Below are 22,671 nucleotides of genomic sequence, written 5' to 3'. Positions count from 1 at the left end.
CCCTGCGGCACCCGAGTCCCGGAGTCGCTGCGTGCCTTCCGTCGTCCGCCCGTCGAGGCGATCATCCTGCCGCCTGCGTCCCGGCCCGCCGTCTACGTCCGTAGGCACAGGTGCCGCCGCCCTCCGTTGCGACTTGTAGAGGGTCCTTTAGCAAGGTCTGGATCTTGCCGCAGGACCTGCATATGTTCATCGTCCCTCGCCGGGCACACCGCCCCGCGGCAGACGACGCTAGGAGCTTACGCAGAACGCGCGATCCACTCGGGATGAGATAGCCCCGAACACAGCGACGGCGCCCATGGAGCGGTAACTCCCGGACGCCGAACGCCAAATGGCACTCCTGCCCCGGCAAGGGCGGAGATTTACCCACCTTCACCGCACCGGTCCTTTCCTACGAGGCACACCGGCGCGGGTTTCGCTACGGAGGAGAGTCTTCCATGCCGCCTGCCCTGCGCAAAAGGCCGGTGTCCCCGGCTCGCGCGGCAGCCGTCCTCGCTTCGCCGCCTGGCTCCCTGACCGCGCACCGGTTGCTCGGCGCCCTCGTGGCGGAGCCGGCCCCCGCCGCCCGCCCCGTTTCGGCGGTGACCCGATGAGCCGGGACACCCGCGAATGGGCGTGGGAGTACAGCGCCAGCCGCGGAAACGCGCGCCTGGTCCTGCTGTCGATCGCCGACCGGATCCCCGACGAGCAGTGCGTCGCCTGGGCGTCCCTCACCTCGCTGATGAAGCGTACGAACGCAAGCCGCAACGCCGTACGCGGCGCCTTGGCCGCGCTGGCCGAGAGCGGCGAACTAGAGGTGCTCGACGACCTCGACGGCCCGCAGCACAGCACGGTCTTCCGGCTGCCGCGCGCCGCTGCGTGGCTGGCCAAGGTCGCGGCGGCCCGGGAGGACGACCCCGAGACGTACGTCGGGCCCCCGGACGAGTCCGATCCGGTACCCGAGCTGGACATCGAGCGGCTGCGCAAGCACGGCATCTGGCCCAAGACCGGGTCGGAATCCGACCCCCGTCGCCAGAATCCGACCGGGTCAGATCCCGACCCCCATCGTCAGAATCCGACCCCTCCCCGGGTCAGATCCAGACCCCTCCCCGGGTCCGATTCTGACCCCCAGAACCGTAGTGAACCGAAGGTGAACCGTAGGTACAGCAGCAGTGCTGCCGACCTCACCTCGGCCACCGACTGGCAGGTCGACGACGCGAGCCTGTCCTGGGCCCAGCAGCAGGGACACCTCGATCGCCTCGGCGAGCAGGGCATGCAGGCCGCCGACGCGAAGTGGCGCCACTACCGCGCCGCCTGGAGCCCTCGGCCGGCCGCTGCCTGGGCTGCCGACTGGCAGTCCTGGATCACCCGGGAGCACACACCCACACCACAGCGCCCGAACCTCTACGCCCTGCCCGGCGGCAACCCCGCCCCGCAGGCCGGCATGACCAAGGCCGACCTGCACATGGCCGCCCTGCTCGCCGCCGTCGACGAACCGACTGGAACGGAGTAACTACCTTGGACCGCCGTGAAGTTGCTGCCGTACTCACCTACGTCGGCCGCCTGGACCCCCGCACCATCCGCACCGACTCGGGCGAAGCCCGCGACCAGCTCGCCATGTGGCACGAGCTGCTCGGCGACGTGCCCATGACCACCAGTCAGGGCTGGGATGTGCGCGAGACCGTCCGCAAGCGCATCGTCAGCTCGCCGTACCCAATCCTGCCGGCCGACGTGGCCCGTGAGTGGCACGCGCACCGCCGCGAGCGTCTGGCCCGGCACACCGACCCGACGCCGATGGCCGACCCGGACAACCCGCAAGCCTGGCGGGCGGAGCTGCTAGCGGCACGCGACGCCGTCGCCGCCGGGCACACCGCGCCTTCGGCGCACCGCGGGATTACCGCCGGGCGCCACCGGCCGGGCCTGAAGGACCAGCTGGCCGCCGTCGGCTCCTACATCCCGGCCGCTGTCCGCGCCGAGCTGGCCCCCTACCGCCCGGCCCGCGCCGCCCGCGAAGCCGCCATCGCCGCCGGCGGCCCCGACGTCCTCGCGGTGCCGTGCGAGTGGTGTCACGCCGACAAGGGCGAGCCCTGCCGCCGCCGGCGCATCACCCTCGACGGTGCCGCCCGGGGCAACGCACCGCGCGCCACCGCCCACCCCGGCCGCATCGACCGCGCCCTGGCGGCGCAGGCCCAGGCGCCCGCCGCCTGACCGCAGCCCGCTTCTCCACAGAAACGTTCCGCCTTGCGTACGGCTCACCGCCGTACCCCGAGCCCGCCTCGCAGCGCCCCGCCGCACCCCAGCCACCACCGGTGCCGAGCGGCCCCTGCCGACCGAGGCGACATCCGGAGACTGCCTTGCGCCACATCACCACCAACGACACCCCGACCCCGACCATCCGGGGCATCGCCGACCACAGCTGGCAGGAACGCGGCCGGTGCCACAACATGCCGGCCAAGGACATCGACGAGCTCTTCTTCCACGCCGCCCGCGACCGCGCGGCGATCGACGAGGCCAAGTCGATCTGCGGCCGGTGCCCGGTGAAGAAGGCGTGCTTCGACTACGCCCTCGACAACGAGATCCGCCAGGGCATGTGGGGCGGGATCACCGAGGACGAGCGCCGCCCCTGGCACGCCAAGGTCAACAAGCGTCTGGACTACAGCCGGGTGAAGGCCGCCTTCGAGGGGCGCGACATCCACCTCAGCGACGCCGAGCGCGAGGCCGTCACCCGCCACGCCTACGTCCGCGGCTGGAGCCCCGACCGCCTCGCGCACACGCTGCGCCTCGACCTCGACTGGGCGCGCGACCTGATGCGCAACGCCGCCCACGCTGTCGCCGACCGCGACCGCTATTGGGACCAGGCCGACGAGACCGAGCCGACCGACGAGACCACGGGGGACGACGACGTCGCCTCGCCGGTGCAGGTGCCTCGCCAGGTGCAGACCGACTCCCTGATCGCCGCCCTCCGAAAGGCCGCATGACAAACGCCATCGCCACGTCCCTGCCCTACGGCATCGAGCCCGTCTACGTGGTCGCGGCCGTCGGGCTGCTCGCCCTCGCGCTTGCCGGCTGGTCGATCCGGCGTAACCGGAACCGGGCTGACGGCAAGCGCGTCGGCACCCCCGCGGTCTGGGTCTCGGCCCTCGCCGCCCTCAACTGCACCGTCTACTCCGGCGACACCAGCTGGCGGTTCGCCGCCGACTACCTCGACATGGCTGGCACCGTCGAGCGGGCCATGATGTTCAGCGCGGGTGAGGCGGCGCTGTTCGCGACCGCGTTGATGGCCCGGCAGAACCTGAAGACCCAGGGAGCGCCCGGCCTGCCCGGCGCCCTGGTGTGGGCGATCACCGGGGTGCAGATCATCCCGGCGTACGCCGAGTCGGGCACGGTGGGCGGCACCGTGCGGGCCTTCGTCGGCCCGGTCATGGCAGCCGTGCTCTGGCACCTGGCCATGGGCATCGAGCTGCGGCTACACAAGCCGGACGCCACCTCGCAGGGGCTCCTGGCCACGCTCGGACGCGAAGCACGAGAACGGCTCCTGTCCCGCCTGGGCATCGCCACCCGCAACCGCGACGCCGCACAGATCACCAAGGACCGCGCGACTCAGCGGGCAGTGGCCCTGGCCTCCCAACTGGCGTCGATGTCGGCAGCGGATCGCGAGAAGGACACCAGGATCACCCGTCGGCTCCAGTCGGCCCTCAGCCGAGCCGGGGTCGGCAACGATCCTCAGCAGCGTCAGGCTCTCCTTGAGCAGCTCGCCGCCCGCCGGCACGCGGTAGCCCTCGCCACCGTCGAACTGCCGTCACCCTGGGTGCAGGACATGCACGGCCAGGACGCCGATCGAGAGGAGCGGTCCCCTCTCGGCCCGTCCCCGGTGACCCTGCCGCCGGACGAGAAGCAGGTCGGTCGGCGGCTGAGCACGGTCCCCAACGACGGTCCCCAAACCGCCGGGGACGGGGACCGTGCGGAATCGGGGACGGGGACGGGGAGCGAGGGGGACCGTCCCCACACCGTCCCCAACACCAACGGGGACCGCGTCCACAAGCCCGGCTCAAGCCTGCTGAGCAAGGGCACAGCGGCACCGATCGGGGACCGAGACGACGTGCCCGCCAGGGCCGAAGCGGCTGATGCCGACGGGGACGGTAGTGCCGCGGACGCCCACGAAGGTGCTGCTCAGGGCGGTACAGGACCGTCCCCGGCAGCCGTCCCCAATGGCAACGAGGGCCGGGAGCACCCGGACACCGAGACGGGGACGGGGACCGAAGGGGACCGTCCCCACACCGTCCCCAACACCAACGGGGACCGCGAACACCCCGACACCGAAACGGGGACGGGGACCGAAGGGGACCGTCCCCACACCGTCCCCGGACGCCGGAAGACGAAGGCACAGCGGAGTCGGCCGGGTGGCGGGAAGCCCAAGCGCCCTCGGCGGAACCAGATGAGCGTCGAGGAGCGGGTCAAGATCGTCCGTCCTCACGTCCCCGAAAAGCTGGAGCGGGACGGCAACGCCTCCATCACCCGTCCCCAACTGCGCGAGATCTATCGCGACCTGGGGCTGCCGGGCGGCCGGAACGAGAGCCTGACGCCCGTCCTGGAGCGGCTGCGCGCCGAGGCAAGGAGTACGACCCGATGAAAACCTGCCGCAGGTTCGCCACCATCAAGGCCGATTTCGGGCGGGACGTCAGCTTCCTGCGCGGCCACGCCGAGCGCCACCAGGGATCCGCGCTGGCGAAGACCAGCGCGAAGAGCGCCGTCTCGGTGAAGCGCAACATGGCGCGGGCCCTCAACACGCACCTCGACCGCTGTCGCGAGTGCGGCTGACACCTGCAAAGCAGCAGGTCACGCCCCTGAATCCACATTCTCCATGGTGGCCCGGCCTCGGTCGGGCCACCGCTCCTGCCACGAAGGGATCGCCATTCCTGCCCGCCACCCGCGTACGCACATCCCGTCGACCGCCGAGGCCGGCGCCTGGGCCGACGTGCTCGTGCGCCACCAACTGCTGCACACCGCCGTACTGGCCCCCACCGGCCAGTGGCTCGTCCAGCACCACCCCTACGCGCCCGTCCGCGTCCTCGACGGCGCGACCGCCATGGTCGACCTGGCCGCCGAGATCCAGCACCGCATCCGCACCACGAGGAACCACACCCGATGACGAACCCGACAACAAACCCGGCTCCCACGCCCGATGAGCCGGAAGCCAACTCGACCTCAGCGCAAGCAAGATGGAGGTTCGGACACTCCCCCGCGGGGGGAGTGTCCGAACCAGTCCCCGCCCCAGGGGTGGCGGGGCCCGACCAGCGCCAGGGGGCGCCGGACGGGAAGGCTGCGACCGAGGGCGGATCGCAGCCAAGGCCCACCCGTTCGGGGCGGTCCAAGGGGAAGTCGCGCCCGCGCGATAAGAAGCAGCGCCGCGCCCACAGCGTCCGCCTCAACGAAACCGAGCACGCTCTCATCCAAGGGGGTGCAGACGCCGTCGGCATGAGCACGGCGGGCTTCCTCGCTTACTCCGGCCTGGCCATGTCCCGCGATCAGTCGCGTACCGCCGTGGCCATTGCCACCGAACGCGATGTGCTCACTGAGCTGTTCGCCGCACGCCGGCAGCTCGGCTGGGCCGGCAGCAATCTCAATCAGGTCGCCAAGGCCCTCAACACTGGTGGCGAGGTTCCTCACCTGGCGGCGGTCATCGCCGACATTCAGCGCGCGGCCAAGTCGGTGCAGGTTGCCGCCGACCGTGTCGCCAACCAGCAAGTGGGCGTGGCTGCTTGATCCCCCAGGTCCACAAGCAAGGCAGCGAGACCCTCTTTCTGCTCAACTACCTCTACGGCAAGGGCACTCGCGAGGAGCACATCGACCCCCACCTCGTCGCCTCGTTCGACGGCATGGCCCCCGACCCCGGCCGTGACCCGGGCGCGACGAGGCGGGACCTCCAGCAACTTCTCGACCAGCCCTTGCAGCTCCTCGACCCCGACCAGCGCCCCGAGAAGCACGTGTGGCATCTGTCCGTACGAAACGCCGCCGAGGACCGCATCCTGTCCGACGAGGAGTGGGGAGACATTGCGCGCCGCATGGTAGCCGCGACCGGCATCGATCCGGGCGACGGTGCGGGTTGCCGCTGGGCGGCCGTCCGCCATGCCGATGACCACATCCACATCATCGCGACCCTCGTACGCGAGGACGGGCGCCGTCCCAACCACCACCGCTCCGGCAAACGCGCCCAAGCCGAGGCCCGTCTCCTTGAGGTCGAATACGGCTTGCAGCGAGTCAATCCTGGGGACGGCACCGCTGCGAAGAGGCCCACCAGCGCCGAGCGCCACAAGGCTGAACGCCAGGGCCGGGAGCGGACCGCTCGCGAGGAGCTGCGCGAGACCGTGCGCCGCGCCGTCGCCGGCGTACAGAGCGAAGGGGAGTTCTTCGACCGCCTGACCGCTGCCAGCGTCCTGGTCGAAGAGCGCGTCGCGCCCTCCGGCGACCTCCTCGGCTACAAGGTCGCCCTCACCGACGACCTCAACAAGGACGGCGAGCCCGTGTTCTACCCCGGCTCGAAACTCGCCCCCGACCTCTCCCTGCCCCGTATCCGCGAACGGTGGGCCAGCGATGCCGCTGGCAGCCACGACCCCGACACGGATCGTTCGGCTGGTTCGGCGCGCGTCACTGCATCGACCGCACGCCGCCAGGCGACGTCGGCGTCCTGGCAGGCCGTACTCATCATCGACCAGGGCGACGACGGACAGATCTCCGCGTTGATCGCCGCGGGCGGCGAGATGCTCGACGCGCTCGCCAAGACCTCGGCCGCACACACCCGCCGTGAACTGCGAGAGGCCGCCTGGGCGTTCGAGCGGGCCTCCCGCTCCCACATCCGGGCCGAGCGCGGCCACGACCGCGCCCTGCGGCAGGCAGCCCGCAACCTCGTCCACGGCGGGCCCGCGCTCGGCCGCGGGGAGGACGGCGCCACCACCGCCATGCTGATCGACATGGCCATCTTCTTCGTCCTCGCAGCCGCCCACTGGCACGGGAAGAAGGAGCACGCCCAGCAGGCTGCTGCCGCCCGCCAGGCCGCCGAGCATCTGCGCGCCGCCTACCAGGCCGCCGCACCGATGTACCTGGGCCCCATGTACCAGCGCGGTCGGAACCTGTCCCAGCCCCTACAGCGCAAGCAGACCGCCCACCTTCGCCGGGCGGTGCCGGAGCTGGCCGAGCAGGTCCTCGCCGAGCCGGGCTGGTACGCCCTGGCCGCTACGCTCGCGGACGTAGAGCGCGCCGGGCACGACCCGGCCACGCTCCTGGCCGAGGCCGCCGAGCGACGGGAGCTGGACACCGCCGACTCGATCAGCGACGTCCTCGTGTGGAGGCTGCGACGCATGGCCGACCTGCCCGCCGACGCGTCCACCTCGCCCGAGCACACCGCCACCACGCCCACCGCCACCCGCGGTCCCGCGAAGCGTCCGGCGAACCGAAAGGAGCGCTCCGCCAAGTCCCGCTGAATTCAACATTCTTAGAGTTGCAGCAGGTCAGGGACTTGCGGCACTCTCCTCGTGCAGGCGAGACGACAGAGATGGAGACGGCATGTTCCGACGCACCCGTGCGGACCGAGAATTCCGTGAAGCCCAGCGTGCCGGCCAAGCGCTGCTGGCCATGCACACCGAGTGGCCCGAGGCACCCGTCCCGGCCGCGCCGACCGACACCACCATGGTGCCCGACTTCCTGCCGCCGGAGTTCCGGGCACCGTGCCGCCAGGACGTGTCGGGCTTCATGATGCGCTGGGACCTGCCGCTCGTCATCGACGGCGAAGTCCACGCGTGCCACTGCGGTGCGTACCGGAACTGGACCGTCTTCAACATGCGCGACGACTCGGTGTGGCTGCGCTGCGAGGCCGGCCACGAGGCGCAGGAGACCCGGCTGGACACCGCCTGGTACAACCGCAACTCCGGTCCGGTCGACCACTTCCACCCCACCCTCGAAGACGGCCTGCGCCACCTCGGCCGCTGAGAGCGCGAAACCCCTTCCCTTCACCCCTGCGTTCGTCGGCACCCGGAGGGCCGATCCGGTCAGACCATCCATCTCGCATCACCAAAGGGGTTTCCGTATGCGCCGTTCCACCACGACCCTCCTCGGCCTCAGTGCCGCCTGCGCCGTCCTCGCCCTGACCGGCTGCGCCAGCCATGCCGAGTCCGCCGGCTCCTCCGCCCCCGCGCACCGGGGCGGTAGCACGCCCTCGGCATCCGTGCCGCTGTCGTCAACTCAGCTGAACCAGCGGCTGCTGAACGAGAGCGACCTGGGTGAGGGCTACACCCGCAAGCCCGAGGCCCCTCGCCACAACGACGACGTGACCGTGATGGGCTGCCCGGGGCTGGAGAAGCTCGGCGGCGACACGGCCACCGGCTCCGGTCTCGACTTCGCCCACAAGGCGAAGGTGTCCTTCGCCTACACCGCCAGCTCCGAGGTGAGCGAGGAGCTGTACAGCGACAGCGCCGCGAAACTGTCCAAGGGCATCTCGAAGGTCTTCGATGCGATGCTGTCCTGCCCCTCGTACCAGGTGGCTTCCGGGAGCACGGTCATCGACATGGGCACCGAGAAGTCGACCGCGCCGGACCTCGGCGACGAGCAGTGGAGCCAGCTGCTCACCTTCTCCGCCGGCGGGCAGCGCAGCGTCGTCAAGCAGACGGCGATCCGCACCGGCAACATCCTGGTCGTCGTCTCCGGCTCGCCGGGCCTCGTGGACACTCACCTGGACAAGGCACTCGCCAAGGCACGCACCGCACGCTGATCCGCTCCTCCACCTACCCTGGTGTCCGGTCCTGTCCACCCGACAGGCCCGGACACCGGGGTTTTGTCGTAGGCGGAGATCAGCCGTCGAGACGGAGTTCGCGTGGCTCGTAGCGGAGTTGGAAGGTCTGCGCGTGCTCCCCGTGCATCCAGTACAGGGTCATGGTCGACAGCATGCTGCGCTTGACGTACCGGGTGCGGGAGGGCATTCCTTCGTCCTGCGCGACGATCCACTTCTCCACCCGCTCGGGCAGGCCGAACCGCAACGCATAGGCGTCGGGGTGTTCCGCGGAGCGCAGTTCCCAAACAGGGTGTGACGCTGCCTGGTTGATGCGTCGCAGGCGCACCGTATGCGTGGGGTGCGCGCGAGCGTATTCCACGAAGCCGTAAAGGTCGTCCGAGGCCAGGCCCAGGACGAACGGCGCGGCAGGAAAGGCCAGAACAAGGCCCAACTGTGACCGGCTGTACAGGGCCTGCGCGAGGTAATCGAGGGGGCCGCGAATCGCATCGGGCAGTTCCACGTCCCCCGGGTCCATTTCCAGCAGCGGGCCACGAAGGTACGTCCGTATCTCGCGCACCTTCGGTCGCTCGGCCGCCGGAGTCGCTTCAAGCACGGCGTGGATCGTGTCGGCCGTGTGCTTGACGAGATTCCGCAGCACGTCGAAGTCCGGTGCGGAGAGATCGATCAGGGATATCTGGTGAGCAAGCGCGTAGTCCTGCGCCTCCGGGCTGAAGCCGGACGTGGAGAAGATCGCGTAGCTGTAGCGGTATCGCGTCCGAGGCCGGCCCGTTCCCGGAGCAGAGAGTGTGGTGGTCTCGCCCTCGTTTACGTCGTGGATCACACCGTGCCCGTTGCGGACGGTGGGCAGACCGACAGGGGCTGTGGTCAGGTACTTTGCCTCGACGAACAAGCGGACCGGCAGGGAGAACGGCGGGACGTACCGGAACTGTCCGAGCGCGTCGACCTGGTGCCAGGCCCCGCGTCCGCGAACCAGCAGACCGTTCTTGTCCTCCTTCAGGACCTTCCACGGCTCTTTGTCCTGGTCGTCGTCGGCCGTGAGGACCTCGAAGCCGCTGGAGCGCAACAGCCAGGCCAGCACCTCCTCCAGGAGGTAGCCGCGCAAGGGTCCTTTGCCGATCACTTTGACAGCCACGCAGGCGATCCTACGTACGGCCTTGATCTTGGTTCCAGGGTGCCGTCCCGTGCTCGGATGCCGGTACGGCAAAGGCCCGGTGGTTCCGCTCCAGTAAAGAGCGCGGAACCACCGGGCCTGGGAGAAGGGGCACCCCCCGTCGATCACCCACCTCGGTCAGCGGCTACTCGCAGCCGTCAGCCACGACGGACGACGGTGAGACGGTCCTCCGCGCCCACGGGCAGCGTGCGACGCGGCACCGGGCCGGGTGCGGCGAGCGAGGAGGCGAAGGCTGCTACCAGCTCGTGCGGTGCGCTCGCGCTGAAACTCGCACACCACAAGTACGGCGCCCCGAGCACGGGCTCCGCCCACGCCTGCCACCCCAGAAGGTCATCGCGGGGGTCGGCATCGTGGATGAGCGGCGGCAGCACCTCCAGCGAGACGTTCGTGGAGAAGCCCGGGTCGGTGGCGGTCGTATGCGGGCGGTCCATGTCCCGCAGCCAGCCCCGGGCGCCGAGCTCGGTCAGTACCGCCTCGGCGTTCTCGAGCCCGACGTAGGGGGTCTCGCTGGCGTCGAGCGCGAGCAGGAAGTCGGTGAGCGCCTCGTGCGGTACGCCAGCGGTGAAGTAGGCGTTCCACTCGGTCAGGGCCGAGGCAGGGTACGGGCGGGCCGACATCTGCCAGGCCACCGGGAGGCCGCCCAATTCGAACGGATAGGCGGCAAGAATCCACTCGGCGCCGCGCAGGCCGTCGGGGCTCACATAGAGCAGGGAATTGCGGGACGTCGGCCACATGCGCCAGCCAAGGTCGGTCAGGGTGGCGCCGATCCGCTCGGCGAGGACGGCGTCGTCACCAGCGAGGTGGCGCGGGGTGACCCAGTACATCGGGTCGGGCGAAGCGGGACGGGAAGGATCGATGGGGTGTTGCGGGTGCAGGGGCGCCTCCGTCAGTTCGGGGATGGGTCAGTGGCCGTCGTTCGGCCTGGTCGCGCCGCGTCGCCGGCGCGGGGGTACATCGACCGGACCCTGCCAGGTCAGTGCGACGGCCACGGCGGGCGGCAGGGGGCCGAACTGCTCGGCCTCCGGCGACTCGGCGATGTAGACCACCGGCCGACCGTCCTCGTCCACCGACTTCTCCACTCCGCCCAGACGGTGGGCCATGGGCCAGAAGGGGTTGATGGCGAGGCGGACGGGGGTGTCACGGTCGAAGGCGGACAGCAGGTCGATGATGTCGCCGACGGTCATCTCGGGCGAGTGCGGGTCCAAAGCGTTCTCCTAGCGGTAGCGGACGAATCCGCGCGAGCAGGGGCAGGGTACGCGGCGCGCATATATAGGGCGGGCGAACGTGCCCGTCACAGAGGGCGGGACGTGGAAAGGATCCGGGCCACGGCATCGGCGACGATCTCCGCTGGCGTTTCCGTCGAGAAGGCGATCCGGTAGCCGGGGACGTTCGCCGTGCCGGTCACCGCGATGCCTCAGCCCTCGCCCGTCACCCAGTCCTCGTCAGCACCGCCGGGCCGGCCATTCGGGAAGTAGCCGAGGTAGAAGCGGCCGTCGCGCGAGCTGATGTGTACGTCGGCGCGGTCGTCGACGATGTGGGTGAAATCGGCCTGCGAGAACTGGTCGATGACGTCCATCGCCTGGCCGGCACCGAGCTTCCAGGAGCGGAGCCGCAAGGCGGCGACCGTGGTGGCGAATCCGGGTTGCGCCGCATCCAATGCCACAGCATCACCTCTCTGACCTGGGGTTTTCCGGAAGGTCGTTCAGGTTGACATGCTGTTGCAGCGTCCACCAGTCCTTTGGGCGGTCTTCTTTGTCTGCCACCGGCGAACTGCGGTCCTTCCCGCTCGCCGACTTCGCCGTGCGCTACTCGGCGAGATGGGCCCGCTACTCTCTGGCTGCTATGGAGATCCCAGAACCCGCCGGACCGCCGTACATCGATCCGGGCTGCGAGGACCCGAAGCGTCCCGTCTGCGGGATCTGCCCAGCCACCCCGTACCCCCACGCGCAGTTCGTGGTCTACAACCGGCCGTCCTGGGAGTGCCCGTTCCATCCGGAGAACGGGCACCGCTATACCCACGACGAGACAGTGCCGGCCTGCGTCCACCCGGACAAGATCGGCCTGGAGCCGGACAGGATCGCTCCGCCGCCGAAGGCGACGCCAGATCCGGACGAGGCACCGCGCCACCGCCGTGGCTGGCGACTTCCTTGGAACGCCCATCTCGCGCAGCGGCGGCCCCCCTCGTGATGTCCCGGGCCGCCAAGACGCACCGAGTTCCGCGAGCCGCCCCCGAAGCGCACTCTGCCAGCCCTGGGCAATCTTGGCGTTGACACGGTCCCACTCCGACCGATCCGTCAGCCGCTGGCTGCTGAGGTCGCTGCCACCGGGCGAACAGGCGATGGCCCGGCAGCCAGCCATGAGCCGGTGGATCACCTCGCAGCCCAGTACGGCCGCCAGTCCTTGCCCGCGCCACGGGAGATCCAGCGTCACCCGGTCCATGACGAGCAGCGCGGAGCCGATGTACTCCAGCAGCTCGCTGACCGCGCTGGTGAAGAAGTCCGTCTCGGGATCGAGGAGCACCTGGACGGTTTCACACAGCTCCTCGGGTTCCTCTTCCATCGCGCGGAACGCATTCCGGGCGCCATCGAGGTGCACCCGGTAGAACGTCATCGACCCCACGGTGGCGTCCTCGACCGTGCACGCGGGGCACTCCACGGTGACGCAGCTGCTCGTGGCTGCCGAGCCCTGGCCTCCGTCGTGCACACGCCGACAGTGGATATTGGACGGACACACTCCATCACTCCAGCGTGTCGGCCTGCGGGGTGTCACAGAGTTCGTCGTCGTAGTAGATACGCAGATGCAGGTCGGAGGGATCACCTGGAAACTGAGGCAATCCAGGGCGCCATGTCCGAGCCGTCCGCGACGGAGGTGAGCTGGGTGCGGCAGCGCTGGCAGGATCCTCGGTGAAGAGTCGGCCAAGTGGAGAAGTGGGTCGGCTCCCCCGCCGGGCCCATCCACTTCAGGGCGCCTCTGTGGAAACCGGACCCATGCCATCGCTGGAGAACCGGACAGGCGCGTCCAGAGCTCGCACTCGCCCTTGTTGTCTTTGGACTACCGTACGGTTCTCGCAGAGTTCTCCGTCATCCTGACCGCGCAGGTCCCGTCGCGGATCGCGGCGGCCCGGGAGTTGGCGCCCTGATGGCGGGCGAGGACGGGATGCTGGCCGGGACCATCGAGCGTGCGGGTGAAGTCACCGGCAAGCGGATGGGTGGTCACCCGGCTGCACTGTGCTCGGCCTCGGGCACCGGGGGCAGCCAGTGCACGGTGTTGTTCTGAGGGCGCGAACGGTCTATCCGGTGTCACGCCAGGAAGTTCAGGGTGCCACGGCCGTCGATGACGCGCGGGGTGGCGGTTCGGGCCGCGACGCGGGGCGGGTCGATACGGGAGGACGAACGGCTGCGACAGCCGGGGGACAACGTTGCGGTCCTGCCGCCCCCCGAGCCCACCTTCACTCTGCCCGGGCGCATCACCTGCCAGTTCGCGCGGCCTTCAGCGGTGTGACTAATGTGTCGCGCGCCAGGCATATGCGTCCTGCCACAGGGGACTCGACCCTCCCCTGAACGAGATGCGTGGACCTTTGTCCTGGCAGAGCAGACGGTCCGGGCGAGTGGGTATGCGAGCAATCTGGTGATGCGTGAGCTGGACGAGACGGCCGCCGGAGGCCCGATTGGGGCCCGCCTGGCCGCTTGGCGCCGCCGCCGGGAACTGACCCGGGATGACCTTGCCTTCCGCACCGGCCTGGAGATCGATTACCTCGCTGGGCTGGAGACGGGCCGGGAGTGGGTGGACCGCCGCGGCCGGCTGGCGGCGCTGGCCGCCGCCTTGCGGCTGGATGTCGCGGACCTGACCGGGCAGCCCTACCCGCCACGTGGGGAGGAGCACGCCGCGGTGCGGGCGGTCGCCTTCCACCTGCGGCGCCGACTGGTCCGCCGACAAGCGGATGCGGCCCCCGGCGTGCTGCTGGAGGAACTGGCGGAACGGACCCGGGGCGCCGCGCGGGCGGATGCCGCGGGCGATGAGCACCATCTCGCGCTCGAGCTACCGGAGTTGATCGAGGCGGCCGACCGCGCGCTAGCCGCCGCTGCGGGGCCCGGGTGCGAAGAGGCGGTGCGGCTGCGCGTGGACGCACATGTGCTCGCCGCCGGGCTGCTACGGCGCCTGGGTTACAAGGACCTGGCGTGGATGCTGCTGCACCGGGCCCGTCCCGGCACGCGCGAACCGCTGCCGGTACTGGTCGAGGAGGTGCGGCTGCTGATCGACCTCGGCCTGCCGGAGTACGCGCTGGCCCGCGCCGACCGCGCCGAGGAGGCCGGCGCGGACTGGGAGCTGCCAACGCTGGCCGCCGTCGCCCAGGCGATGGCCGGACGCCGCCCGGAGGCTGAGCAGCTTCTTGCCACGGCCGCCGAACGGGCCGATGGCCCACGGGAGGCGGCTCTGGTCATCGCGGCCCGCGCCGCCGTCGCGGCCGAGGTGGGCGACGCGGCGGAGGCCGCCGACCACGTACGCGCGGCGGATCATGCGGCACTCGACGGCGCCCATCGCTCCAGTCTGCTGGTGGTCGCCGCGGCGGCCGAGGCCCGCCATGGCCGTGCCGATGAGGCTGCCGCCCGGCTCGTCGAGGCCGATGCGGCGGCACCGCTGAGGTTGCGGCTGGATCCCTTCGCCCGGGACCTGGTCGCCGCGCTCACCGACCGCACCACCGTTCAGGCCGCGGCGGTGCGGGATCTGGCCGGGCGGGCAGGGCTGCGGTGATGCCGCCCGTCTGGCGGGAAAGACCCCTGGGGGCGGCAGGCTCGCCCTACGCTACGGCTGAGGCACGGGAGTTGAGGCGGGGGCGATGAACGAAGAGCAGGCGAATCGGATCGGCGAGCGTCTGCGGTCGGCCCGCCGCCAGCGCGGGATGAGCCTGCGCAACCTCGCGGGCCTGGCCGGGGTGTCGGTCGGCTACCTGTCGATGGTGGAGAACGGTCGGCGGTTGCTGGACCGCTCCAGCCACATCACCTCTTTCGCCGAGGCCCTGCAGATCGCCCCGTCTGAACTGACGGGGAAGCCCTTCGCCTCAGTGGACCCGCACACCAGCGCGGCTCACGAGGCGGTCCCCGCTCTGCGGATGACGCTGATGGGCCTGGCCATGGCCGCCCCGCCGGACCGCCGCCCGCCTCAGGTTCCGGCGGTGGTGCTGACTGAACGGGTGGCGAAGGCCAACCGGCTCTATCACGGGGCCGAATACGGCATACTCGCCGCAGGCCTTCCGACGCTGCTGGCAGACCTGCACGCCGCCGCCGAGGCCGCCGACGGCGCCGCTCGCCGCGAGCTGCTGAAGCTACTGGCGGACGCCTACCATCCGGCCTGCACCATGCTGCTGAAGAACCTCGGCTACACCGACTTGGCGTTCATCGCGGTGACCCGTGCCGCCGAGGCGATCGCAGAGTTGGACGATCCGGTCTACTCCGCCCTATCCGGCTTCTTCCACACCCATGTGCTGATGGCGGCCGGCAGTCCCACTCAAGCCCTGGCGCAGGCCACCGCCGCCGCCAATACCCTCGAAGCGCACCTGACGAGCCCTGATGCCCATGCGCTGCTCGGTGAACTCCACCTGATCTCCGCCACCTCGCTGACCCAGGACCGGCAGCGGCCCGGGAACACCCGCGCCGAGGAGGTCCGCGGCCATCTGGCGGAGGCCGCCAAGCTGGCTGGCCGAACTGGCGAGACGCGGGCATGGCACCTGAACTTCGGCCCCACCAACGTCGGCATCCACAAGGTGAGCCTGAACACCGACCTCGGTCGGCACGGAGCGGCTGTCGCCGCCGGGGACGGTGTCCATCCCGAGACGCTGGCGGAGGCTCCGGGACGGCAGGCCGCCTTCCACGCCGACCTGGGCCGGTCGCTGGCCCATCTGCGAGGCCGGGAGGCCCAGGCGGTCGCGGCCCTGCTGACCGCCGAGGAGATCGCACCGCAGCGCATCCACGCCAACGCACCGGTGAGGAACACCATCGAGTTCCTCACCGACCGGCAGCTGCCCGCCCACGCAGCGCGGGACCTGCGGGGCCTGGCCCACCGCATCGGCCTGCCTCTCTGACCGGCGGCGTCTACCTGATCCGGCTGAGCACATAAGTCCGTACGCGGCTGGGGACGGTCGGCACGTGACTTCTGCACGGGCACCGTACGCGGTGGAGCACGTTGGTGGCCCTGGCAAGATTTTCGTGAAGCGGGGGTGTGCCCCCGTGCGCCGGTGACACTCCGTCACGGGAAGCGGCGTCGGAGGTGGGCCATGAGGACGATGCGGTGGCGAAGCAGCGGAACTCCGGCACGGCCCGCCATGATCCTCTTTTGGAGCTTCAGGTCCGTGATCCGGCCTTCGTTGACGCCGGAGTTGAACGGGGTGGTGATGCCCTGCTCGACCGCCGGTAGGTCCTCGCGGATGGCCTTGGCCAGACTGGCCATGGGGGCAAGGCGCGAGGTGGTGAGCCCGTCCAGCCAGTTGGACAGCGGCGCGGCGTCTTGGGTGTCGAGCATGGCGGCGAAGTCACGGACCAGGGTATGGGCCGTGTTCAACTCCGGGCAGTGCGCGAGCAGCCGGTCCAGCCGTTCGATGGTGTGCAGGCCGCGCCTGGGCGGTGCGGTGGTGATCCAGCGGGCGACGGTCCGGGGCGAGGGCGGCCGCTCGCGTGGCGTGTCGATCGGCAGGCCGCGGCGCAGGGGCGCGACGGCCGTCTTGACCCGCTGATAGTGGCCCCGGTAGCCCTTGGCGAGCAGTTCCTGGTGCAGCACCTTCGCAGTGTGTTCGCCCTCTGCCCAGCGTTGTTGCAGGTAGTCAAGGTAGGGATCCAGCGCGGTGGGCTGATGCGGCCGCGGCCGGCGGACGCAGTCCTGCCAGGTGGCGGCCCGGGCGTACTTGCGTACCGTGCGCCAGTCCAGGTGCAGTTCACGGGCTGCCGCATTGAGCGAGCGCCCGCTGTCGGTCACCGCGTGCACCGCCTCGAACAGTTGCTTCGCGTGGCGGCGGGCCGGCGTGTCGAGCACATCGGAAGCCGGCAGCGCCGGTGCCGGCGGTTCGGGTTCGGGTGCTGCGGCCGGCAGGCAGCCGCGGTGCGCGGCAGCGATGTCCGCGACCCGCTTGGAGAGTCCTTGCCACAGGTGGAAGCGGTCGCTGACCTGGGTCGCATCAGGCGCGCCGTCGTTGATGCCCTGCCGGTACTGGAGCGAGCCGTCGCGGCAGACGATCTCAACACCGGGATGTTCCCGCAGCCAGGCGGCCAGCTGCGCACTGTCCCGTCCGGCCCAGAGCGTGAGCGGGAGCCGGGTGTCGGCATCGACGAGCAGAGTGCCGTAGACGTCGGCGTACAGCGCGAAGTCGTCCACGCCCAGCACACGGGGCGTGGCTGCCGGCGGCAACGGCATACGCATCAGGTGGAACAGCACGCTGGTGCGCGACAGCGGCGCGTTCACGATCTGCAGGAGCCGGGCACCGCCGCGGCCGGCGAGCAGCACCGCGGCCATCTCCACCAGATGCTGCAGGAGCGGAGTGCGACGCTGGTAGCGCACCGTCAGCTCGTCGACCTGCTCGGCGAACGTCCGACGGCCGCAGCGGGAGTTGTCACAGAACAGCCGCCGCACCGACAGCCTGATCAACACCGGGCGGCCACCGACGGCGAGGTCGGCCAGCGTGCGGACATAGCGACTGTGCACCCGCGCGGAGACTCCCGCGCAGTCCGGGCAGCCGACCGGTAACTCGCGGGTACGGGCCGCGATCTGGACCACGCCGCCCGCCGACCACACCCGTTCCACCCGCACCACATCCAGCTGCGGGGACACAATCCGCACGAGGTCATCACACTTACCGACACTGCCGCCATGAGTGACGGAGTGTCACCGGCGCACGGGGGCACACCCCCGCTTCACGAAAATCTTGCCAGGGCCACGTTGGTCTGTACGCAACTCCCGCACCCGAGCCGGCGTTCCCCGCCGTCCAACCCCGAGTCGGGGCTCGGGTTCGTGGGTTCACCGTCGTGAACACCTCTGTGTGCTGAGGCTCTTACCTTCGGTCACGGTCCGGGCGGCTGCCGCTCGGAGAGAGGGTGAGTCCCGCGATGTCCAGCACCGTGATGCGCCACGACTTCCAGGTGATCTCCGAGGCCGAGTACGTGCCGCTGGCCCGCCGTGAGACAGCCAAGGTCCTTGCCGGCTGGGGTCTGTCCGAGGAGGTCGTGGGCACTGCCTGCCTGATCGTCAGCGAGCTGGTGACGAACGTGGTGCAACACGCGGCTGTGCTTTCGGCCACCGCTGCGGTCACCCTGGCTGTCGAGGAGCAGGCTGCGCTGGTGCTGGTGGTCGCGGATGCCCACCCGTTCAGGCCGAAGCCGCTGCCCGCTGCCCACGGCCTCGGTGGCCGCGGCCTGTTCCTGGTCGACGCCCTGGTGAGGGAAGTCCACGGAAGAGCCGAGGTCCTCCCGGAGACCGCCACGGGCGGCAAGCGGATCGTCATCCGTCTTCCCCTGGCTCCCGTTGCGGCCTGATCCATCCCACGGCACCCGCATCAGTCGGCGGCTACAGCGCCGTCGACGACCTGCACCTCCCACCACGAGAAAGAGGACAGTTGATGCTCGAATCGGTCCGCCACCTTGACCAGGTGGCCCGCGAGTGGAACGTCAACCCGGAGGACGTGCTGCTGATCGCGCTGAACGCCTCCGGCGCCCGGTCCCCGCTGACCAAGCCGCGCATGCGCTTCCGGCTGCGGCTGGACTCCCGCCCCGACACCCCGCTGTTCCTGATCCTCTCGCTGGGCCGTGAGGACTCCCCGTTCGAGCTGGACGAGTACGAGCTGCGGCTGAACGGCGAGAAGGTCGGCGAGGTCGACGGCATCGAGGACGACGACGCGGTGCTGGGCTACTGGCGCAACGGCACGAAGATGCTCACCCTCAACTCCAACGCCCGCAGCCAGTGCACCGGTTGCGTGTTCTGCCCCAACACCCTCGAAGACGCCTCCGACCCGAAGATCAAGGCCCTGGACCTGCCCGGCTACCTCGGCGCTCTCGCGGTGAACTCCGGCATGGAGGACCTGTCGGCGGTGGAGACGGTGACAGTCTGCACCGGCTGCTTCCTCTACGAGCACCTCGCGCTGGACCATCTCGCCGAGGTCCGCGCGGCGATGGGCCACAACGGCTGCACCGGCACCCTGCACTTCCTGTCCTCGGTGCTGAGCAGCAACGAGGGCATGGACGCCGCCGCCGGCCTGGGCCCGTTCCACCTGACGCTGACCGCCGAGTGCTTCACCGAGCGGCGGCAGATCCTCAAGGAGTCCAAGGCCAAGCTCACCCCCGCCGAGATGACCGCCGCTCTGGGCCGGGCGAAGCAGCGGGGCATCACCACCGACTTCACCTACATCGTCGGCCTGGACCCGATCGAGGACGCGATCGGGCACCTGAAGGACTTCGTGCCGGTCACCACCGCCTTCCCCCGGTTCCAGACCTACCAGGCGCACAACGCGTTCATGGACGTCTACCGCACGCCGGGCTCGGACACGATCGAGTGGCACCTGGCCATGCGCCGGCACCTGGAGGAGCTCTTCGCCCCGACGGGCTTGCGTCCGCAGTGGTGGCAGAACTACCGCAGTCCGTGGTGCTTCACCTTCGCCGGTCAGGAACTGACGGGGGTGAAGATCTGATGACGACCCTCACGGTTCGCGCACCCGCCCAAGCCGGGGTGGCCACGAAGGCCGTGGTCCGCGCCGTCCGCGCCTGGCAGCTGCCCCCGCAGGCCGCCGGGCTGCCGTCCGAACTGCCCGAGCCGGCTGCCGCCGCGGCAGGTGAGCCGCCGGCGGGCCCGGGCTGGGCCGAGCACCGCACCCGGTTCGCCATCGAGCTGGTCGGCGACCAAGTCTCCGGCTGGCATGCCCCGGTCGGCGAGACGGTCGCGCAGATCATCGCCGACGACCTGGCCGCCGGGTTGATCGGGCACGATGCCGCCGCGCCCCGCCGCCTGGCTTACCGCAAGAAGACCGGGCGGCACCGCAACGGCGCCCACGCCCGGCAGGCCGCCTCCGCGGTCGAACTGGCCTGCTGGGACCTGGCCTCCCGTGCCACCGGGCTGAGCGTGACCGGCCTGCTGGGCGGCACCATCCGGCCCAAGGTCCCCGCCTACGCCTCGGCACTCGGCCTCGACCCGGCTCACCCGTCGGCCCCGGAGGCGGCGGCCTGGATCACCGCGGCGGGATTCTGGGGGCAGAAGTGGCCGCTGCCCAAACCGCTGATCCTCGCCGGACCGAGGGTGGTCGCGAAGATGCTCGGGCGGTTACGGGAAGCGGCGGGCGATGGCCGGTTCATGGTCGACGCCCTGGGCCGCTGCCGCCTGGACGAGGCGATGCAGGTGCTGCCCGTCCTGGCTGATCTTCAGGTCACCTTCGCCGAGGAACTCCTGCCACCCGGCTCCTTCGGCTGGCACCGGCTGCGGGCGGCCGGAGCCGGAGTTCCCCTGGCTGCGGGCGAACACGCCGTCGACGAGTCCGAGCAGACCCGGCTGCTGACCGGCGAGGCGGTGGATGTCTGGCAGGTCGATCCGGGCTGGTCGGGCGGGCTGGCCCGCTCACTGCACACCACCGAACTCGCCGCGGACCTGGGCATGGCCACTTTCCCGCACGGTGACCGGCTGCCCGCCGCCATCGCCCTGGCCGGCGCCTGCTGCCGCGACAAGATCCCGGCTATCGAGTGGCACCTGACCCTGGAGCCGCTGCGGCAGCAGATCTACTCCACCCCCCTCCACGTCGAGGACGGGATGCTGCACGTCCGCACCGTCCCGGGCCTCGCCGAGGCCCCGACCCTGCCTGAGAAAGCGGCAGTGCTGGAGGTGACGGGCTCGTGACCACCCAGCAGCGGTTGCGCCGCACCCTCTGGGAGGGGGTACATGGCATCTGCTTCGACCTGGGCGGCACCCTGGTACGTCCCGAGTCCGAGCCGACCACCGGGCAGGTCGCCCAGCTGCTGGGCATCTCGCTGGAAGAGGCCCGCGCGGTGATGGAACAGGGAGCGAAACGCCGCCGGATCAGCCCCGAGGACCTCGCCCGCGACCTGGCCGCCGCCTTCGGCCGCTCTGCCCTGGTCGGCCCGCTCACCCACGTGCTGGAGCGGGCCCGGCAACGGGCCGCCGAGCCGGAGCTGTTCCCGGATGCCCAACCGGCTCTGACCGCGCTGCGCGAGCGGGGCTTCGCGCTGTTCGCCCTGACGAACAGCCTGGGATCCTCCATCCCGGCCGAGCCCCCGCAGGCATTCCGCACCCTGCTGGATCAGGTGATCTATTCGGCCGAGACGGGCGCGGTCAAGCCCGAACGTGAAGCCTTCGCCGCCGTCGAACACGCCTGTGGGCTTGGCCCGGACCGTCTCCTGCACGTCGGGGACTCGCCTCGGGCGGATGTCGCCGGAGCCGCCGCGGCGGGCTGGCACACCGCCTGGCTGGACCGCCGCATGGCGGGCGGCCCGCTGATGACCTCCGCCCGCGCCGTTCGCCTCCACACACTCACCACCCTGCCCCTGCTGCTGCCCGCCGGGCCCGCACCGGCCCCGGCGACGACCTCGGAGGCTTCCCGCTGATGGACCCGACCGGCAAGCACTGCCCGAAGGCACCGGCCTACGACCCGCTTCTCAGCTCGGTGCCGCTGTTTGACCCCGCGCAACTGCCGCTGCGTGACTGGTGTGCCGGCAGCCGCGAGGACGCGGTGACTGGCCTGGTCGCCTTCCCCGACTTCCACAGCCACATCCCCCGCGCGCTGGCGTCCGCCCTGACCGGCGGGGGACTGGTGGGGCTGGCGATCGGCGACGTCGACGGGCTCAAGGGCCACGTCGAGCAGTCCAACGCCACCGACCCCGGCTGCTACGGACACCTGGCCGGGAACAAGGTGATGGCCCGCCTCGGCGCCGTCACCCGCACCTGGTTCCACACCCAGCCCTGGGAGGCCGGATGCGCGGCCACCTTCGGCGGGGACGAGGTCATCATCGCCGCCGCCCTGGACGACGCCACCGGCTTCCACCGGGCTGTTACTCAACTGCGGGACCGGCTCGCCGACGAGTTGCCGGTACGCGTCTCCTTCGCGCTGGCCTTCGCCTCTGCCGAGCACCTCCCGGCCGACCGCGGCGCCGGCGGCTGGAAGCACCATTTCACCGACCAGCTGCTGGCCGCGGTGGACCGCTGCCTGTTCACGCACAAGGCCACCCGCCGTGCCACCGGCGGCGAAGGCGGCATCATCGCCATCACCCAGCCCCCACTGACCGGCCACACCGCGGCCCGGGACCACCGGACCCTGCTGCCGCTGCCCACCGGGGCCGAGACACTGCACGTGCTCGCCCGCCCGGCCGGCACCGGAACACCCGGCATGCTGCTTCTGCCCTGCGCCGGACCGGCCGGGCTGCGCGGCAAACGGCTGCGGTTGACCTCCCCCGACGGCACGGCCCACACCGCCGTCGCCGTCTCCCTGCACGGCCAGGCCGCCGTCCCCCGCGAAACCGCCGCGACCGACACGATCGAGGGACCAGGCATCCCGCTCACCCTCCAGCCCGTCCGCGAGAAGTCCGCCCGTGGCGTCCCCGACGACCTGGCCGCCGCCCTGGAGAAGGAAGGTCTGGACTGGTCGGTACTGCCTGCCCACGAGCAGGCCCAGATGCTTCACCTGATCACCGAATCCGCCAGCGCCGACATCCGCACCGCCCGGATCACCGCCGTCATCGACGCGGTCGCCACCCGTACCCGGAGCTGA

General features: G+C 70.8%; 23 protein-coding genes and 1 pseudogene. 19 read left to right on the top strand and 5 right to left on the bottom strand.

The genetic code is table 11. The features are described 5' to 3' along the window. Nucleotides 1–586 precede the first annotated feature (586 nt). From BN159_RS38270 to BN159_RS38225, 10 genes are all read left to right on the top strand, one after another. Complete coding sequence (locus BN159_RS38270) at nucleotides 587–1,489, top strand: DNA-binding protein (protein ID WP_015662427.1); 903 nt, start codon at nucleotides 587–589, stop codon at nucleotides 1,487–1,489. A gap of 5 nt (nucleotides 1,490–1,494) precedes the next feature. Further along, complete coding sequence (locus BN159_RS38265; RefSeq protein WP_015662426.1) at nucleotides 1,495–2,184, top strand: zinc finger domain-containing protein; 690 nt, start codon at nucleotides 1,495–1,497, stop codon at nucleotides 2,182–2,184. A 146-nt stretch (nucleotides 2,185–2,330) separates the two neighbouring features. Then, a complete protein-coding gene (locus BN159_RS38260; RefSeq protein WP_015662425.1) occupies nucleotides 2,331–2,954 on the top strand; it encodes a WhiB family transcriptional regulator in 624 nt (207 codons plus the stop codon). Next, entirely contained in the window at nucleotides 2,951–4,606 is a 1,656-nt protein-coding gene (locus BN159_RS38255; protein ID WP_015662424.1) for a coiled-coil domain-containing protein, read from the top strand. The genes BN159_RS38260 and BN159_RS38255 overlap by 4 nt, the downstream gene beginning before the upstream one ends. Further along, nucleotides 4,603–4,794, top strand: a complete 192-nt coding sequence (locus BN159_RS38250; protein WP_015662423.1) for a hypothetical protein — start codon at nucleotides 4,603–4,605, stop codon at nucleotides 4,792–4,794. The genes BN159_RS38255 and BN159_RS38250 overlap by 4 nt, the downstream gene beginning before the upstream one ends. Nucleotides 4,795–4,837: 43 nt before the next feature. After that, complete coding sequence (locus tag BN159_RS38245; RefSeq protein WP_015662422.1) at nucleotides 4,838–5,125, top strand: hypothetical protein; 288 nt, start codon at nucleotides 4,838–4,840, stop codon at nucleotides 5,123–5,125. Nucleotides 5,126–5,451: 326 nt separating this feature from the next. Next, the gene (locus BN159_RS47265) at nucleotides 5,452–5,739 is read left to right on the top strand and encodes a MobC domain-containing protein (RefSeq protein WP_106435963.1); all 288 of its coding nucleotides are present in this window, start codon (nucleotides 5,452–5,454) and stop codon (nucleotides 5,737–5,739) included. Further along, a complete protein-coding gene (locus tag BN159_RS38235) occupies nucleotides 5,736–7,454 on the top strand; it encodes a relaxase/mobilization nuclease domain-containing protein (RefSeq protein ID WP_015662420.1) in 1,719 nt (572 codons plus the stop codon). Before BN159_RS47265 ends, BN159_RS38235 begins: the two co-directional genes overlap by 4 nt. Before the next feature lie 82 nt (nucleotides 7,455–7,536). Then, nucleotides 7,537–7,959: a hypothetical protein gene (locus tag BN159_RS38230; RefSeq protein WP_015662419.1), complete on the top strand. Its 423-nt coding sequence runs from the start codon at nucleotides 7,537–7,539 to the stop codon at nucleotides 7,957–7,959. Between the two features lie 97 nt (nucleotides 7,960–8,056). Further along, a complete protein-coding gene (locus BN159_RS38225) occupies nucleotides 8,057–8,737 on the top strand; it encodes a hypothetical protein (protein ID WP_015662418.1) in 681 nt (226 codons plus the stop codon). Between the two features lie 79 nt (nucleotides 8,738–8,816). Here the strand turns inward: BN159_RS38225 and BN159_RS38220 are convergent, their stop codons facing one another. The 4 genes and pseudogenes from BN159_RS38220 to BN159_RS38205 all read right to left on the bottom strand — a co-directional run bounded on the left by BN159_RS38220 (nucleotide 8,817) and on the right by BN159_RS38205 (nucleotide 11,592). After that, on the bottom strand, nucleotides 8,817–9,836 hold the full coding sequence (locus BN159_RS38220) for a restriction endonuclease (RefSeq protein WP_231905672.1): 1,020 nt from the start codon (nucleotides 9,834–9,836) through the stop codon (nucleotides 8,817–8,819). A gap of 230 nt (nucleotides 9,837–10,066) precedes the next feature. Beyond that, entirely contained in the window at nucleotides 10,067–10,753 is a 687-nt protein-coding gene (locus tag BN159_RS38215) for a DUF317 domain-containing protein (RefSeq protein WP_015662416.1), read from the bottom strand. 78 nt (nucleotides 10,754–10,831) lie between these two features. Then, a complete protein-coding gene (locus BN159_RS38210; RefSeq protein WP_041822174.1) occupies nucleotides 10,832–11,113 on the bottom strand; it encodes a hypothetical protein in 282 nt (93 codons plus the stop codon). 107 nt (nucleotides 11,114–11,220) lie between these two features. Continuing rightward, a pseudogene (locus BN159_RS38205) lies at nucleotides 11,221–11,592 on the bottom strand (DUF317 domain-containing protein). A gap of 89 nt (nucleotides 11,593–11,681) precedes the next feature. Here BN159_RS38205 and BN159_RS43045 point away from each other — a divergent pair. The 4 genes from BN159_RS43045 to BN159_RS38190 all read left to right on the top strand — a co-directional run bounded on the left by BN159_RS43045 (nucleotide 11,682) and on the right by BN159_RS38190 (nucleotide 16,008). Further along, nucleotides 11,682–12,116 carry a hypothetical protein gene (locus tag BN159_RS43045; RefSeq protein ID WP_015662413.1) on the top strand — a complete coding sequence of 145 codons (435 nt, stop codon included), beginning with the start codon at nucleotides 11,682–11,684 and terminating at the stop codon, nucleotides 12,114–12,116. Nucleotides 12,117–13,067: 951 nt separating this feature from the next. Next, nucleotides 13,068–13,205 carry a hypothetical protein gene (locus BN159_RS45910; RefSeq protein WP_015662412.1) on the top strand — a complete coding sequence of 46 codons (138 nt, stop codon included), beginning with the start codon at nucleotides 13,068–13,070 and terminating at the stop codon, nucleotides 13,203–13,205. Nucleotides 13,206–13,559: 354 nt separating this feature from the next. After that, the gene (locus BN159_RS38195; protein WP_015662410.1) at nucleotides 13,560–14,681 is read left to right on the top strand and encodes a helix-turn-helix domain-containing protein; all 1,122 of its coding nucleotides are present in this window, start codon (nucleotides 13,560–13,562) and stop codon (nucleotides 14,679–14,681) included. A gap of 85 nt (nucleotides 14,682–14,766) precedes the next feature. Beyond that, nucleotides 14,767–16,008, top strand: a complete 1,242-nt coding sequence (locus tag BN159_RS38190; protein ID WP_015662409.1) for a helix-turn-helix domain-containing protein — start codon at nucleotides 14,767–14,769, stop codon at nucleotides 16,006–16,008. A gap of 164 nt (nucleotides 16,009–16,172) precedes the next feature. On the opposite strand, the gene BN159_RS44420 is transcribed toward BN159_RS38190, so the two are convergent. Beyond that, complete coding sequence (locus tag BN159_RS44420) at nucleotides 16,173–17,753, bottom strand: ISL3 family transposase (protein ID WP_015662408.1); 1,581 nt, start codon at nucleotides 17,751–17,753, stop codon at nucleotides 16,173–16,175. 266 nt (nucleotides 17,754–18,019) lie between these two features. On the opposite strand from BN159_RS44420, the gene BN159_RS38180 reads away from it, so the two are divergent. From BN159_RS38180 to BN159_RS38160, 5 genes are all read left to right on the top strand, one after another. After that, nucleotides 18,020–18,445 (top strand): ATP-binding protein, encoded by a 426-nt coding sequence (locus BN159_RS38180; RefSeq protein ID WP_015662407.1) that lies wholly within the window; start codon nucleotides 18,020–18,022, stop codon nucleotides 18,443–18,445. A gap of 83 nt (nucleotides 18,446–18,528) precedes the next feature. Further along, complete coding sequence (locus BN159_RS38175) at nucleotides 18,529–19,593, top strand: hypothetical protein (RefSeq protein WP_015662406.1); 1,065 nt, start codon at nucleotides 18,529–18,531, stop codon at nucleotides 19,591–19,593. Beyond that, complete coding sequence (locus BN159_RS38170) at nucleotides 19,593–20,786, top strand: enolase C-terminal domain-like protein (RefSeq protein WP_015662405.1); 1,194 nt, start codon at nucleotides 19,593–19,595, stop codon at nucleotides 20,784–20,786. The genes BN159_RS38175 and BN159_RS38170 overlap by 1 nt, the downstream gene beginning before the upstream one ends. Then, nucleotides 20,783–21,511: an HAD family hydrolase gene (locus BN159_RS38165; RefSeq protein WP_015662404.1), complete on the top strand. Its 729-nt coding sequence runs from the start codon at nucleotides 20,783–20,785 to the stop codon at nucleotides 21,509–21,511. The genes BN159_RS38170 and BN159_RS38165 overlap by 4 nt, the downstream gene beginning before the upstream one ends. Then, nucleotides 21,511–22,671: a nucleotidyl cyclase domain-containing protein gene (locus tag BN159_RS38160; RefSeq protein WP_015662403.1), complete on the top strand. Its 1,161-nt coding sequence runs from the start codon at nucleotides 21,511–21,513 to the stop codon at nucleotides 22,669–22,671. The genes BN159_RS38165 and BN159_RS38160 overlap by 1 nt, the downstream gene beginning before the upstream one ends.

This window comes from Streptomyces davaonensis JCM 4913, assembly GCF_000349325.1.
GTDB lineage: Bacteria > Actinomycetota > Actinomycetes > Streptomycetales > Streptomycetaceae > Streptomyces > Streptomyces davaonensis.
Note: the sequence above shows the minus strand (reverse complement) of the source record. Positions and strands in the feature narration are given on the sequence as shown.